General features: G+C 58.8%; 9 protein-coding genes. 5 read left to right on the plus strand and 4 right to left on the minus strand.

Annotated elements, in window-relative coordinates:
* Window positions 1-346: 346 nt before the first annotated feature.
* The 4 genes from GA0061103_RS20045 to GA0061103_RS20060 all read right to left on the minus strand — a co-directional run bounded on the left by GA0061103_RS20045 (window position 347) and on the right by GA0061103_RS20060 (window position 7039).
* On the minus strand, window positions 347-1039 hold the full coding sequence (locus GA0061103_RS20045; RefSeq protein ID WP_092714161.1) for a sugar transferase: 693 nt from the start codon (window positions 1037-1039) through the stop codon (window positions 347-349).
* A 132-nt stretch (window positions 1040-1171) separates the two neighbouring features.
* Window positions 1172-2479 carry a glycosyltransferase family 4 protein gene (locus tag GA0061103_RS20050; protein ID WP_092714163.1) on the minus strand — a complete coding sequence of 436 codons (1308 nt, stop codon included), beginning with the start codon at window positions 2477-2479 and terminating at the stop codon, window positions 1172-1174.
* Window positions 2480-2483: 4 nt separating this feature from the next.
* Complete coding sequence (locus GA0061103_RS20055) at window positions 2484-5741, minus strand: nucleotide-binding protein (RefSeq protein ID WP_245304817.1); 3258 nt, start codon at window positions 5739-5741, stop codon at window positions 2484-2486.
* Window positions 5742-5770: 29 nt separating this feature from the next.
* Window positions 5771-7039 carry a polysaccharide biosynthesis/export family protein gene (locus tag GA0061103_RS20060; RefSeq protein ID WP_245304818.1) on the minus strand — a complete coding sequence of 423 codons (1269 nt, stop codon included), beginning with the start codon at window positions 7037-7039 and terminating at the stop codon, window positions 5771-5773.
* 381 nt (window positions 7040-7420) lie between these two features.
* On the opposite strand from GA0061103_RS20060, the gene GA0061103_RS20065 reads away from it, so the two are divergent.
* From GA0061103_RS20065 to GA0061103_RS20085, 5 genes are all read left to right on the plus strand, one after another.
* The gene (locus GA0061103_RS20065; RefSeq protein ID WP_092714165.1) at window positions 7421-8608 is read left to right on the plus strand and encodes a glycosyltransferase; all 1188 of its coding nucleotides are present in this window, start codon (window positions 7421-7423) and stop codon (window positions 8606-8608) included.
* 400 nt (window positions 8609-9008) lie between these two features.
* Window positions 9009-10712 carry a putative bifunctional diguanylate cyclase/phosphodiesterase gene (locus GA0061103_RS20070; protein WP_092714167.1) on the plus strand — a complete coding sequence of 568 codons (1704 nt, stop codon included), beginning with the start codon at window positions 9009-9011 and terminating at the stop codon, window positions 10710-10712.
* A gap of 44 nt (window positions 10713-10756) precedes the next feature.
* A complete protein-coding gene (locus tag GA0061103_RS20075; RefSeq protein WP_092714169.1) occupies window positions 10757-11266 on the plus strand; it encodes a ubiquinone biosynthesis methyltransferase UbiE in 510 nt (169 codons plus the stop codon).
* Complete coding sequence (locus GA0061103_RS20080) at window positions 11263-12438, plus strand: class I SAM-dependent methyltransferase (RefSeq protein WP_092714171.1); 1176 nt, start codon at window positions 11263-11265, stop codon at window positions 12436-12438. The genes GA0061103_RS20075 and GA0061103_RS20080 overlap by 4 nt, the downstream gene beginning before the upstream one ends.
* A complete protein-coding gene (locus tag GA0061103_RS20085; protein WP_092714173.1) occupies window positions 12435-14795 on the plus strand; it encodes a PP2C family protein-serine/threonine phosphatase in 2361 nt (786 codons plus the stop codon). Before GA0061103_RS20080 ends, GA0061103_RS20085 begins: the two co-directional genes overlap by 4 nt.

Consider the following 14795-nt stretch of genomic DNA (forward strand, 5'->3'; position numbering starts at 1 on the left):
ATCCACAGTTGTTTCCAGCCTTGCACCAGATAAAGTCTATAGCGTTCCCATTCAGGACATGATTCCGTGTAATGAAACGCTGCCTGCAAGCGGGGTGTGCCGGAATTGTTCGATTTTGTTTCAGAGAAGTTATTACCCTGAACGTCAGGGTCCGATCGAAATTCTCGGCAATAGAAGGGGGGCTTGCCGGCAATTGTCATGAAACACCACGCAGAGCCGCTTATGAAAGACGAAAACCATGATCGCCTCGCCTCGGAACAGCCAGGTGGATTGCGCCAGAAACTTTTGCTTCGTTGGATTCTGGTAATCTTCTGTCTTGTCGTCTGGATTGCCGTAGTCGCTTTTTTCATTTGGTGAGACGTTCTTTTTCGTTGCGTGCGAGCAGCACGACGCCAACCGTTTTTACGAGAATTGCAAAGTCGGTGCGCAATGAGCGGCTGTGGAAGTAATCCAGATCGAACTGGATACGCTCCTCGTAAGTGGTATCGGCATGGCGGTTGACCTGCCAGAGACCCGTGATCCCCGGCCGCAGCCCCAGATAGCAATAGAGATTGGCTCCATAGCGATCGAGCTCGGCGGCGACGACGGGTCGGGGTCCGACCAGGCTCATGTCACCGCGCTGAACGTTCACCAATTGTGGTAGCTCGTCGGCGCTGCTCATGCGCAGATATTTCCCGAGCCAGTGGACGCGCGGGTCGTTCGTCAGCTTCTGCGTCGATAGCCATTCCTGCCTTCGCGTCTCGTCACGCGAAAGCAGCTCCGCCAGCTGCCGATCGGCATCCTTGCGCATGGTGCGGAATTTCAGGCAGTCGAACGGGCGTCCGTCGCGGCCGACGCGCGTATGGCGATAGATGATGGGCCGGCCGTCGACCAAGAGCAATGCAATCGCGATGACAAGCAGCGCCGGCGCCAGAAACAACAGCCCGAGCCCAGAAAGAACAAGGTCGACAAGACGCTTGGCTCGTCCGAGCCGCTCCGTCCGCTTCGCCTCGCGGCGAGATCGCTCTCGATGGGCAATGCTGTCAAAAGTCGATAACATCTTCCGGATCCCTCACCACTATCATGCTCCCTTCAAAGGCTGCCAGCTGCCCCAATCCTTGACAATTGACCCTGCGGACATTGGGTTAGTCCCATTGGCGTAGGACGCCGGGCACAGAGCTACCCACAAGCCTCAGCCCGCCTCATCGATCAGCCGATGGGCGGCTGAAAAGTCGTCATCCAAGGTCGACGGAAAGTTCATCCTGGCGGCGTTTGCACGATCGAGAACGCGATCGTACAGGGCGAGCAATGCGTCGCGCCATGAGACCGGTGTGTGCGCCAGCTCGCCTGATCGGCGGAGGCAATTCACACTCATGAGGCGAAGCAACATGTCATCGCTGGCAAGCCGGCGTATTCCGCTTGCGAGCGTTTCCACCTTGCCGCCCTGAAAGGTCAATCCGCATCCGAGCATCGCAAGTTCGTCGCCGAGAAGCGCGGTATCCGGCAAGATCACCGGTATGCCGCTCGTCACGGCCTCTAACGCCGCCAGCCCGAAAGGCTCCGGCACCCGGGAGGAAACGACGAGCGCGCGCGCATCGCACAGGATATCCCGCATCTCGCCCTTGGACTTCCAGCCATGAATGACGACTTCCGGAAAGTCCCGTTCCAGGCGAGCGCGACCGGCGCCATCGCCTATAACCTGCAGCTTCTCACCAGCGAGCCGTGCCGCGATCGCGGCATCCTCAAATCCCTTTTCCGGCTCCAACCGGCCGACAAAGAAAAAGTCACGCTTCTTCCAGGGTTCAGTCGGATGGGCGAGGAAAGGTTCAACCGGATTGCGAATTGTCTCGATGTTGCCCATGTCGATCTGCCCGCGAGCGAAATACTCGCGCATGCGTTGATGCACGACGATGATATTGGCGGCAAATTGCTGGATGGGATAATAATGCTCCCTCACCATATGACGAGCCGATCTCCAGATCTTCTCATGGTAGCCGCGCTTGTCGCAGTTTGTCGCCAGACAGCCGAGCGACATCGGCGTCAGAGGGCAGACCTGGCTCTTGCGGTAATTGGCAAATCCTCCGTTCGGGCAGGAGAGAAAATAGTCATGAGCGTGCAGGACGACTCGGTCCCGAACCGGCCATAAGGCACGGAAAATCGACGGCGACAGGATCTTCGACCAGCCATGGACGTGATAGATGGTGCCCTTGGTATCGACACGCGACATGAGGGCATTCAGGCCATCATAGGCCTGACGGTTGTAAAGGCCGCTGGCAAGTGCGCTGAGACGCGGCTGCAGCATCAGCGGCTGCGCTGCCAGATTGACGGTGTCGGATGCCGGCCGTTCGGAGCCGGCGATATCGCCGGCGAAGTAGGTCACGGCAACCCCGGCTTCCTGCAGCAAAGCGGCAGAGAGTATCGCCAGATTCGACGCTCCGCCTATCTTGGCGGAGCGGTCGTTGATGACGACAACACGATCGAGGCCGGATGAGCGCACCACCAGACTATTCCAGCGCTTCGATGTTCTGCGGTGCCAGCCTGCCCTTGAGCAGATCACGAAGCGCGATGACATTGCCTTTAAGGCGACCTTTACGATCGACCCAGGGCTCCGGCCGCCAGACCTTGACGAGGTTGGCTGCAAGATTGCGGCCGATCTGCATCGTTGCCTGCGGCACGCTCATCGTGCGCTTGCGCATGAGATAAAGCGGGTTGGCTATTTGCGAATAGCCGAGACGGACACCACCCGACCGGCCGCCTTTCGTGCCGAGATGAACGCCTTCGAGCTGCTTGACGCTGACAACCTGGCCATAATGGGCCGCAAGCCTGCTGAAATCGACATCCTCGAGCCAGCCATAGAAGGGCAGGTTCTCGTCGAAACGCAGGGCCGCGGCTTTGACGATGGCCATGCGGATCGCCATGTTGCAGCCATAGGCATTGTAAACAGATCGGATTTGCATCGATGGCTCGGAGCGGCGCCGGCGCTCCGAGCCGACCAATCGTAAGCCATCACGAACGGAAATGCCCGGCCCGGTAATGCCGTCGGCCAAAACCGTGCCGGTGCACATGGCGACATCCGGCTGCAGCTGAAACAGCCGTTCCGTTTCCTCGATATAGGCAGGCGTCATCAGAAAATCATCATCGAGGAAAAGGACGATATCCGCGTCCTGAACGCTGTCGAGGATGCGATTGCGCTGACGGCAGAGCCCGCGCTCGCTGATAAGCACCCGCACCGGAATGTCGAGATTTCTGAGGCAGCTCGGATCGATGTCTTCCGGCGAGGAAAGGCAGACGACGATCTCATCCGGCTTCCGGGTTTGGCTGGCAACATGGGGGAGGATGGACGACAGGATATCGCGGCGGCCGGAGCTTGCGATACCGAGCGTAATCTTCAAGGGCCGACCCGTTACGCTGCCCGTAAGCCGTCGCGCCGATGCACGCACCTGGCGGCGGTCCTGGCGGCGGCGCCAAAGACGCTTGTCCTGGTGGTGACGCCTCTCATAGCTGCGATTGGCAATGATGCCGAGGATATTGATCGTCGTCGTGCCGAAGCTTGCCAGCGCGTCCGACAGCCTCTCCACCGTCATCTTGTTCGTCTGCCCGACGACGACGACAATGCCCTCGAGATAGGTACAGATGACACGGGTATCGGCAGAATCCTCGAAAGCAGACATATCGACGATGACGACCTTGTATCGCCGACGCAACAAATCGATCTCAGCCTTCAGCGCGGGCAGATGCCCATAGCGCTGAAAAGCAGTAACGGATTTTTCGGTCTCGTCGACGGTGACGACCGGGACACCGCCATGGGCCTGTATGACCTCCGCCTCCGGCTCATGCTCGGCCTTCGCGACAAGCAGGCCGCCTTCATGGGCGACGGCATAGCGGCGCGGAACATCGTTGATGCTCAAGGCCTCCATGCCGAAATCCGTGCCGGCTTCGGTCACCACGCAGCTCAGTCTCGCATTGAGAAAATCGGCGTCGACGAGCACAACGGATGCACCTTCGTGCTGGTAAAGCTGTGCGAGATTGGTTGCGATCGTGGTCTTGCCTTCGCCGGTACCGACCGAGGTGATGCCGATCACCATGGGTGCATTCGGCGGAAAAGCGGAATCGATCGAGTGCTTGACGCCACGCAAGGCTTCGGAAAATTGCGAATAGGGCGTATCGAGCACGGATCTCAACGGCAGCATCGTTCGTCGCCAGCCGGCATTGGCGGCCGCCATGCTTCCCGGCAGGAAGGACGGGCTCATGTAGACGGGCACGTGGCCGAGAGAGCTGATCCCCAATTCCCGCCGCAGCTTTTCACTGGAGCTGACGCGGCGATCCAGGCCATCCCGCAAAAGTGCTGCCATGACGCCGGCTGCAAGGCCAAGCATGGCCGTGAACGGCAGGACGAAGGAGGACTTCGGCCAGGTCTTTGCCAGCGGCACGGCGGCGGCGGTCACGACACGAACATTGCCAAGCGGAAACGATTCCTTTTGCAGCGCGCCAATCAGCTGCTGCAGGATGCTTTCATACATCCGTCGGTAGGTTGTGGCGCGGCTTTCCATCTCCGACAGCTCCACCCTTGCCAGATTCTTGTCCGTTCCAGCGTCTTTGAGCGACGCCAATTCGTCGCTGAGCAGCTTTTCGCGGGTTTGGGCAACTTCCAGATTTACCTTGTAGACTGCCTGGATGCGCTCGAACTCCTTGCGCATGTCTCCTTTTATTCGATCGATTTCCTGCTGCGCGGCAATGATGGCGGGATTATCGGCATCATATCTGCCGGTAAGGTTGTTCAATTTGATTGTTGCAGCTCCAAGATCCTCCTGCAATTTCTGTATGCGCGGATTGTTCATCGTCTCATCGACATCGCCTTCGACCTTGCCGCCCGACATCAACTGGTTGAGTGTCGCAAGCTTGGCCGATTCCGCTGCTGTTTGTGCCTTGGCTGCAACGGCCTGGCTACTGATCTCCGATAGCTGCTGCTGATCGAGAGAGGACGACGTGCTGATCTCCATGATACCGTTTTTGGCGCGGAACTCCTCGACATTCATCGCTGCCTCGCGAGCCTGCCGTCCGACTTCGATCAAACGAGTCTCCAGCCATTTCGCACCACTTTGCGCCGCTGATGCCCGCTCCGACAGACCTGTGCTGATATAGGCTTCGGCAATGGCATTCGCTGCATCCGCTGCTTTCTGTGGATCGACTGAACTATATCCGATCTCAAGAATGTAGGACTGACCAACGCGGGTAACTTCGACCCTGGAGAGGAAGGAGGCCATGGTGCGGCGCATGAGGTCATCTTCTGTGGTTTCTGCCTTCGCGCTGCCATCATCGCCATGCTTGAAGTAGCTGAAGATTGTGCGCAGCTTATCATGCAGCGTCGCCTGCCAGGACATGCCGCCCACGATCTCCGGATCTTCTGTGAGATTGAGTTTCTGCACGACCGCGCGCGCAATCGCCTCGGATTTGACGATCTCGACCTGGCTCGCAATTTCCGCCGCCTCGATGATGACCGTTCCGGTGAAGGCATCCTGCGAGACGATGCGCCCCTGATCGGGATCCATGACGAGCCGCGTGGTCGCCAAATAGACCGGCTGGGTCGTCGCCATATAGAAGCCGCCGATGCCGAGACCCGCTCCCGTACACAGTGCGAAGATCATCCAGTGGCGCTGCAGGAAACGCCAGACGTCACGAAAGGAGATATATTCGCTGCCCCCTGTACCTTTGGTGTTCGAAGGAATGCTGCGCAAGCCCTTACCGATCTCGTGAATTGCCATGATTGTCGCCCCACATTGCTCGCTTATCACTATTGAGATTGGCCGGTATCGGCAGACGAAAGCGCCGTGCCGTCCAGGCTTCCGGAAATGTTGTAGCGCACATCCAGAACGTCCCCCGGCTGTAGCGCAGTCGCTTCCGATGCCTTGATCGCATTGGCCTCATCGCCGTTGCGGGTGATCCAGTATTCCATCGGCTGGAGATCGAGCGCCTTCATGCTCTGACTTCTCGAAAGCGAAGCGCCTGAAAGCTGCAGCAGCTGCAGCGTCGTGTTTCGCTTTAGTTTCGTATCCTCGATTTCGGTCTCGGTAGTCTGCAGCTGTTGGCCAGCATCGGTCTTGCGTTGACCCGTGAGATTGAGCGCATCGCGCTCGGTCTCGCTCAGCTTCTGCTTTGCCTGCATCGAAGCAACGACAAGATCCAGCTTGCCTGCCTGCATCTCGGCGACGATCCGCTCCAGCGAGGTCTTTCGCGAGGTGGTCAGGATTTTCGTATCGACCAGCTTGGAAATGTCGCTCAACTCGTCCTGCGCGATCTTTACCTGCTCGTCCTGCGACGACATTTTCTCATCAAGGATGTTGATCTCGTTACGCAACAGCACTTCGAGATCCGCGGCGGCGGCGAGTTGCTGACGCAAGGCATCCGCCCTGGCATTGAACAGATCGACTTCGCTGGTCATGATCTGCCAGACGGCCGATCCTTCGGGAGCGGCCTTGATCTCCGGCGGAAATGCGATCGCCGGCTGATCGTTGAGTTCGGCCATCAGGCGAGCCCGCCGGGCGCCGAGCTGTTTCAGCTGCAGCTCCATCCGGCTGATCTCGCCGGCATAGCTGACCTGCTGCGCCTCCGAGTAGTCGCCGGTCTGGCTGGACCGGCGCTCACGCCCGCCCGCCATGGCAACCGCCTGCTTCACCGTCAGGCCGGGCCTGAACTCCAGCTCGCTCGGCTTTTCGACAGCGCCGGACACATAGATCATCGGATATTTGACGACCTCGACCGAAGCAGTCGGTGCGAGCGCCAGACCGGTGATCTGCTTCAGCTTCTCGCCGATATCGGCACTGATGTCCTCGACGGTCTTGTCGCCGACCTGCATTTCTCCAATCATCGGGATTGAGATCGAACCCGATTGCGACACGACATATTCGCCGTTCAGCGCCGTCCATTCCTTGTATTCGCCTGTTGCAGCGATCCATTCGACGATGGCGACCTTGATCCGTGCCTGAGGCCCGACACGATAGACGTCGGCGGCCGCAGCACTCGCTATGCCGTGCATGGCCACGCCGGAAAGAAGCAAAGCCATCAACCAGGGCGCCATCAATCGAGATGGCCTGGAGAGGGAATGGTAAGCCGAAGCGCACACTCTGGACATGAGTCGAAATCTCGCTTTCTTGATCGCTTGCGCCGTCACGCGGACAAGGCGCCATGCAGCGAGATCAGCAGCTGAACGCATAACGTGTAAATCCCCTACCGAAGCAACAGGGCTTATCATTTCTGGCAGGGAGGTAGGCGACGCTGCCGTCTCTTGGTCGGGTGGGCATATCCTTGTGTGCAGGCACACACCGGCAGCTAAATCTTTTGGTTACTCCCTTCGGCCATTTGTATGCCGCGGTGAACCGATGTAGGCCCTGTCGCAAAAGTTGCCGGCTGCCCAATGTTGTTTCGGCCCATGGAGGGAAGAGCAATGCGGGTAGCGATCGTGCATTATTGGCTGGTGTCGATGCGGGGCGGAGAAAAAGTGATCGAGGCGCTCTGCGACATGTATCCCGACGCCGATATCTTCACTCTCGTCTATGATGAAAGCCGTGTCTCCGAGAAGATTCGCAGACATAAGATTTTCACCTCCTTCCTTCAGCGGATTCCGGGTGCCGCCAAGACCTACCAATCGCTGCTGCCGCTGATGCCTTTCGCATTGGAGAGCTTCGACCTTACCGGCTACGATCTGATCATTTCCAGCGAATCCGGCCCGGCCAAGGGCATCATCCCGCCGCCGGGGGCAACGCATGTCTGCTATTGCCATTCCCCCATGCGCTATCTTTGGGATCACTATCACTTCTATCGATCCCATGCGGGCCTCGCATCCCGGCTCATATTGCCGATGCTGGCGCCGATGCTGCGCTCCTGGGACGTCAATACGAGCATGCGGGTCGATCGCTTCGTCGCCAACTCGCATCATGTCTGCGACCGCATCGGCAAATATTATCGGCGGCCCTCGACCGTGGTCTACCCACCCGTCAATGTCGATGATTTCACGCCGGCGCCATCGACCGAGGATTTTTATCTCTGCGCCGGCCAGCTGGTTCCCTATAAGCGGATCGATCTGGCGGTGAAGGCCTTTACCCGGATGAATCGCCCCCTGGTCGTCATCGGCGAAGGCAGCGAAGCGGAGGCGCTGAAACGCGTCGCCGGTCCCTCGATCACTTTTCTCGGCCGGACCCCGTTTCCGATATTGAGGGAAAAGCTTGCGCGCTGCCGTGCGCTGATCTTTCCCGGCGAGGAGGACTTTGGCATGGTTCCAGTGGAAGCGATGGCAAGCGGGCGGCCCGTCATCGCTTACGGAAGCGGCGGCGCGCTGGAAACGGTCGCGCCGGGAGTGACCGGTCTTCTCTTCGACCAACAGTCCGTCGATGCTTTGATCAAGGCCGTGATCGATTTCGAGGCCATGCAGCACCGCTTTCACCCGGAAACACTGCAAGCGCATGCAGAACAGTTCAGCCCGCGTAAATTCACCGCAGGCATGCAAGCGATCATCAATGAGGAGCTGCTGATCCGCAAGGCCGCGAGGCTTCGCAGCCACCCTGCCGTTCAAGGAGGCCGCGAAGCGCAATTGCCGGTGCTTGCGATGGAGCCACAAAGCAGGACACTTCAGTAGAAGTCAGGGGGCAGCGACCACCGGCCTCGATCAGAAAAGAAGCATGGATGGCGGGCCCGCTCCGCGAATCAACCATGGAGCAATCGAAACCGCCTCATGGGAGCACTACAACCGCCGCGCATCCTCCACTCAGGGATTGCAATCTTCTAGCGCCCGGATTGAAACAGACAATGTCGCCGCGGTCGATTTAATCTGCATATGTCTTAGCAATCATTGCTAAATATGAAGATCTCGTAATATATTCACTTAAAGCGGCTGTCACGTTCTGGTAAGTTATGACTTGCGCCCGCACGCTCGATGAGACTGCGATTGTCGATGCGCATGCTCCGATGCGAACGGACCAGCTCAAACTGGACAATGGCCGGATTTTGCGTGGCCGGCTTGGGGAGGACGAGGCCATATGCCCGAGAACCGAGTGGATCGGTCGCAGCGAATTCCATATGAGTCCGAATCCGACAACGGTTTAGAGGCGGTGATTTCGCTTTGGGACCTCGATCTCAGGCTGCTCGATTCCTCCAAGAGGTTCAAGGAGCATATCGGTCTTGCCTCGAGGAACGAGGTGACATTGTGGGAGGCCTATCCGGCACTTGCAAAACCGGCGCTTGCCGAGCTCATTCGTCAAGTAATCGATACGGGTGAACCTCGCACGATCCCGCTCGACGATCCGAGGCGAGGAAAACGCAACGTTCTCGTCTCCTACATTCGAGTAGGCCTCCTGATTGTCGAAACCAACGGGGCAAGCCCGAATGGGAACCTGTCGTCCGAAGACAGTGAAAAAGCGCGGCTCATCCATCAGGCAACGCACGATGCATTGACCGGATTGCCCAATCGCCGCCAATTCAGTGCGGCGCTGGCGCAACTGCTTCCGGCAAGCGGCAAGATTGGGCCGGCGCTGATGCAGCTCGACCTCGATGACTTCAAGCCCGTCAACGATACGCTCGGTCACGGTGCCGGCGACATCGTCCTGAAACTGGCCGCCGAAAGAATCAAGGAAGCACTCGGCCAGGGCGGAACGGTCTATCGTCTCGCCGGCGATGAATTCGCCATCATCCAGGTCGGACCGCAGCGTGCCTTCGAGGCGGAACGGCTGGCGGACGCGCTGGTGGCCGAATTCAAGAAGCCGTTCACGGTCAACGGCATCTCTCTCTTCGTCGGGGTGAGCGTCGGCATTGCAATTGCGCCGCGCGACGGCAACGAGGGAGAACAGCTGATGAAGGCTGCCGATGTCGCCCTTTATGCCGCCAAGAAAGAAGGGCGGCGACGGGCGCGGACTTTCGATCCAGCCATGCTGATCGTGGTCGAACAAAGGGAGCTGCTGCGGCGCAGCCTGCGCGTGGCCCTGCAGCGCGACGAGTTCTTCATCGAATATCAGCCGCTGGTGGAGCCTCCGTCCAATGTGGTCGGCTTCGAGGCGCTGCTGCGCTGGAGGCATCCGACTCTCGGGATCATTCCGCCTGCCGCTTTCATCCCCATGGCCGAAGCCGACGGTCTCATGCGCGAAATCGGCCAGTGGATGCTGGAAGAAGCCTGCCGCGAGGCCCTGGCATGGCCGGCGCACTATACGCTTGCAGTCAACCTTTCTCCGGCGGAGTTCCTGACGCCGGGCCTGACCGACCGCGTCTCGCAAACGCTCGATATCGTCGGATTTCCGGCCGAGCGCCTGGAACTGGAAATCACCGAAGGCGTGCTGCTGGAACGCACGACCAACAATCTGGACACGCTGAACACGCTAAACGTGCTTGGCATCCAGATTTCCCTCGATGATTTCGGCACGGAGTATTCCTCGCTCAGCTATCTCAAGAATTTCCCCTTCGATACGATCAAGATCGATCGCTACTTCATCAGGGATCTTTTGCAGGACAGCAAAAGCCAAGCCATTGTGCGCTCCGTGATCGGCCTCGCCCATGGTCTGGACATGCGGGTGACCGCAGAAGGCGTCGAAACGCAGCAACAGGCAGCCTGGCTCCGCGAAGAAGGCTGCGACCGCTTGCAGGGCTATAGCATCAGCCCTCCGCTCAGCGCCGACAAACTCGATGATTTCATAAGGCAGGGTGCGCGCACCCAACCGGCCGCGACATTCGACGAATATCACGCCAGCCCGTGAGTTTCTGAAGCGCATTTCATTCGGGAATTTCTCGAGGGGGGACCATGGAGGAGGTGCAAGTGGACGCGGCTTTCGAGCCATTGCTTGAGCTGGAGATGGAGATGGCCACTCTGGTGGCGGACTGGTCGCATTGCGACCAATGCGCCGCTTATGTGGCCCGCATGGTCAGCCACGATCGCCTCGATCCCATCCGCCATGCCAATCTGCTTTCGGCGGCCCTGAATGAACTCTTCGAGATGTCATTCCATACCCGAGAAAGCGACGGTGCTCTTACCTGCCGCTTCTACAGAAATGGCTTGACCGAGCGGATCGAATTGACCTTTCCCTGCTCGGCCGAACAACGAGATTCATATGAGGCAATCGTCGCGCACATCGGAAATGGCCAGGCGCTTGCAAACTATCTCGATGCCATCACCGATGACGCCGCGCGTGCCGAGCATGCGATCCTTCTGGGCCTTGCCGTCAATTACGATGCCGATATCGAGCTGTCCGGCCAAAATACAGGAGTGATGACTTTCGTGGTGGATCTCGCACTCGAAAGGCTGCTCAATTGAACAACCCCTCCTCTAGCCGTTTCACGGCGCAATTCGATGCCAATAATCAGGAATTCTCCCTGTCAGGAGTCCTCAGACCGCATTCGGTCGCCGAGCTCGCCGATGATCTCGCCCTGCTGCGCAACGGCATCGAGACGGTGAATGGCGTCTGCTACATCAATCTGAAGCGCGTCATCCACATGAACAATACGGCGTTCCGTGCCCTGACGCATGCGCTCCTCGATGCCACGCGGTCGAGGCCGGATCTCGAACTGACTGTCGTCGCTTCGAGCGTCGTCGCATGGGCATCACGATTGTTTCGCCATTTGAGCGATCTGTCGCCCAACATCAACGTCGAGATCTACGATTCCGCCTTCTATCCCGGGCAGACATTCGTGGAGAACCAGAGCTTCATCCCGATCCTTCGGACCCAGACGAAAATGACCTGGCGGCACGAGCGAGAGATATTGCCGCGGCACGGCCTTCGCGAGGGTCTGCATATCGCCGACATCTGTTGCGGCATCGGCGATTTCGCCATGCTGTTGCGGAAGGATTTCAAGCCGGCACGGATCGTCGCCCTCGATCACTCGGTGCCCAGCCTGGAATATGCCCGCAAGGTCGCAGACGACTTCGGCGTCCAGGACATCGAATATACCTATGGCGATGCATCCCAGATGCTGTTCGAGAGCGACCAGTTCGATTTCGTGACCTGCAGACATTCGCTGCAGATCTTCGACCGTCCGGATGTTCTGCTGCGGGAACTCTATCGCATATGCAAGCCGGGCGGCCGGGTCTATATCACCAACGAGAAGAATTCCCATTGCCTTGGCGAGCCCAGAGCCGACAGCATCCAATGGACCTATAACGAGGTCGCGAAGCTGTTCGCTCACTTCGACATGGATGTCGAAATGGGTCCCAAGGGCCGCCGCATGCTGCTGGACGCCGGCTTCAAGGATGTGCGGATGGAAAGCTTCATGGTCACCAATCTCGACGGCGATCCACAGGATTTCGCCGACATCATCACGGCTTGGCAGAATGTCTATGCCGATGAAATGGCGGTTCGAAGAGGGGATTCGGCCGCATTCATCGAGCGATTCAAGCAGGGTTTTGCCGATCATATTTTTGCCGCGCTCCATCCAAGAGGCTATGCCGGCTGGCCGATCTGGGCTTCTTCGGGACAGAAACCGCTATGACAGACGCGTCAATCGCCAAGCAACGGCTCGGACTGCGCTCATTTCGCGCCAAATTTCTACTCGTCGTCGGCGGAGCCGTTCTTTTCGACCTGCTCGTCAGCGGCGGCCTTGCGCTATGGAACGTGCAGCGTCTTTCGCGCAACGCCACGACGGAAGTGGGACAAGGCCTGGAGAAGGCGAGCCAGGACTATATCGGCTCCTATGCGGATTCGACCGCCGCAGAGGTCGGTTTGCTGATCGACCAGGTCCATTCCGATGTGAAGGCGCTGGCGGGCGTGCTGCAGGGACAGATCGACAATCCGGCGCGAAGTGTCGATGTGGGGGCTGCCATGAGCAGGGCTTCTCCAGGCGCCGTAACGGTGACCTACGATCCGGTTGGCCAGTGGTCGCAGAACCTGCCCGGCACGCCCTCGGTCATCAGTGTCTGGGGGTACCTGCTCGACAAAGATCATCGCCCGCTGCCCCAGGTACAGGCAGACATAGAATGGAGCGCGGTGCTTGATCTGGTCGCCCCTTCATTGCTGCACAACGGCGCGTCGAAGCTTCAGATGTATTATATCGGGCCTAGGGAGCGTCCGATTTTCCGGACTGCGCCCTATACGACGCAGGCCCAGACCTTCGACCGGCTCTATCCCGGCCACAACAGCTCCGATTTTTGGGCATTCTTCTTTCCAGGCCTCTACGAGTCCTGGCAGCAATGGGCCTCCAACCCGTCATCACGGCCCGTTGCCGATTACATCACCCAGACGGCTCCTTATACCGACGCCATCACCGGCAAGCTGATCGTCAGCTTTTTTCATCCGCTCTGGACAGCGGATCGCCATCACCTGGCCGGTGCCGCCGGCGCCGATATCACGCTCACACAACTTGCCGAAATCGTTGAGCATGTGAAAGTCGCCCAGACTGGCTTCGGCTTCCTCGCCATGTCGAATGGAAATGTCGTCGCGATCAATCCCGTGGGCGAGAAGGTCATCGGCTTGCGTGCCGCCAACGATGCTGGCGCCAAGGGCGTCACCGGCGTCGATCGATCCTTGCGCAACAGCACGCAAACGGCAATCACCAAGCTGCCGCTCGATGCCGACGGCGTGATCCAGCATATCACCCTCAGCCAAGAGGGAGAGGATGTTCCCTATCTCGTGGTCGTCAAGCAGTTGCACCCGACCAATCTTTGGGTGGATGGACCGGTGCAACGCGAGGTCATGTCGCTCGGGATAGTCGTGCCTGAGCGCGAGATCTACGCCTCGCTCATTGCCGCCAAGGATGAGATATCGCGGGCGACCAACCGCATCCTGCTTTATCAGATCATGGCGGTCCTTGTGTCCCTGATGATCGTCACGGCGGCGGTCTTCGCCGCCTCGAAACGCGTCACCAGCGGCATCAGCGCTCTGGCGAGCGCCGCCAAGCGCATACAGGCGAAGGATTATTCGGTCCGGGTCGATATCTCGACCAGGGACGAGGTGGCAGAGGCCGGCATCGCGTTCAACCGGATGGCGGAGGATATCAGCTTTCACACCGAAAACCTCGAAAGGCTGGTTTCGGATCGAACCAAGGAGATCGAGGCGGCCAAGGAGGAGATTTCAACCCTTAACAGCCAGTTGAAGAACGAAAACCTGCGGCTGGGTGCCGAACTCAATGTCGCCCGGCAGATCCAGCTCATGGTGCTGCCGCGAGCCAAAGAACTGACGGCGATCAAGCACCTGGAAATAGCCGCCTACATGCGCCCGGCCGATGAGGTCGGCGGCGATTACTATGATGTTCTGCAGAACGGAAACAACCTCAAGATCGGCATCGGCGACGTGACCGGCCACGGGCTGGAGAGCGGCGTGCTGATGCTGATGGTGCAATCGATCGCCCGCGCCCTGCAGGAAGCGGGCGAGATGGACCCGGCAAAATTCCTGACCGATCTCAACCGCGCAATCTTCAAGAACATCGAACGGACACGGACGGACAAGCATCTGACCTTGTCGTTCCTCGACTATGACGGCGAGAGATTGACCATATCCGGCCAGCACGAGGATATGATCATCATTCGCCAGGACGGCAAGGTGGAGCGGATAGACACAGGCGATCTTGGTCTTCCGGTCGGCCTCGAGCCCGACATAGCTCCCTTTATCGATACGCGGCAAGTATCCTTCGAGAAAGGCGACATGGTGGTCCTGCATACCGACGGCGTCACTGAAGCGGAGAATTCAAAGGGCGAACTGTTCGGCTTCGACAGGCTTTTGGAGGATGCCCGCCGCCTGCATGGCGGGACTGCGGAAGAAGTCGTCGAGGGCATACTCGACGACTTGATGGCTTATATCGGGACCCACAAGATCCATGACGATATTACCCTTGTGGTGATGCGGCACAGGTGA

Source organism: Martinezella multihospitum (assembly GCF_900094585.1).
Lineage (GTDB): Bacteria > Pseudomonadota > Alphaproteobacteria > Rhizobiales > Rhizobiaceae > Rhizobium > Rhizobium multihospitium.

Excerpts from the sequence above, each read along its gene's own strand:
- GA0061103_RS20085 (WP_092714173.1), top strand. The coding sequence starts at position 12,435 with ATGACAGACGCGTCAATCGCCAAGCAACGGCTCGGACTGCGCTCATTT.
- GA0061103_RS20060 (WP_245304818.1), bottom strand. The coding sequence starts at position 7,039 with ATGGCTTTGCTTCTTTCCGGCGTGGCCATGCACGGCATAGCGAGTGCT.
- GA0061103_RS20070 (WP_092714167.1), top strand. The coding sequence starts at position 9,009 with ATGCCCGAGAACCGAGTGGATCGGTCGCAGCGAATTCCATATGAGTCC.
- GA0061103_RS20075 (WP_092714169.1), top strand. The coding sequence starts at position 10,757 with ATGGAGGAGGTGCAAGTGGACGCGGCTTTCGAGCCATTGCTTGAGCTG.
- GA0061103_RS20055 (WP_245304817.1), bottom strand. The coding sequence starts at position 5,741 with ATGGCAATTCACGAGATCGGTAAGGGCTTGCGCAGCATTCCTTCGAAC.
- GA0061103_RS20065 (WP_092714165.1), top strand. The coding sequence starts at position 7,421 with ATGCGGGTAGCGATCGTGCATTATTGGCTGGTGTCGATGCGGGGCGGA.
- GA0061103_RS20045 (WP_092714161.1), bottom strand. The coding sequence starts at position 1,039 with ATGTTATCGACTTTTGACAGCATTGCCCATCGAGAGCGATCTCGCCGC.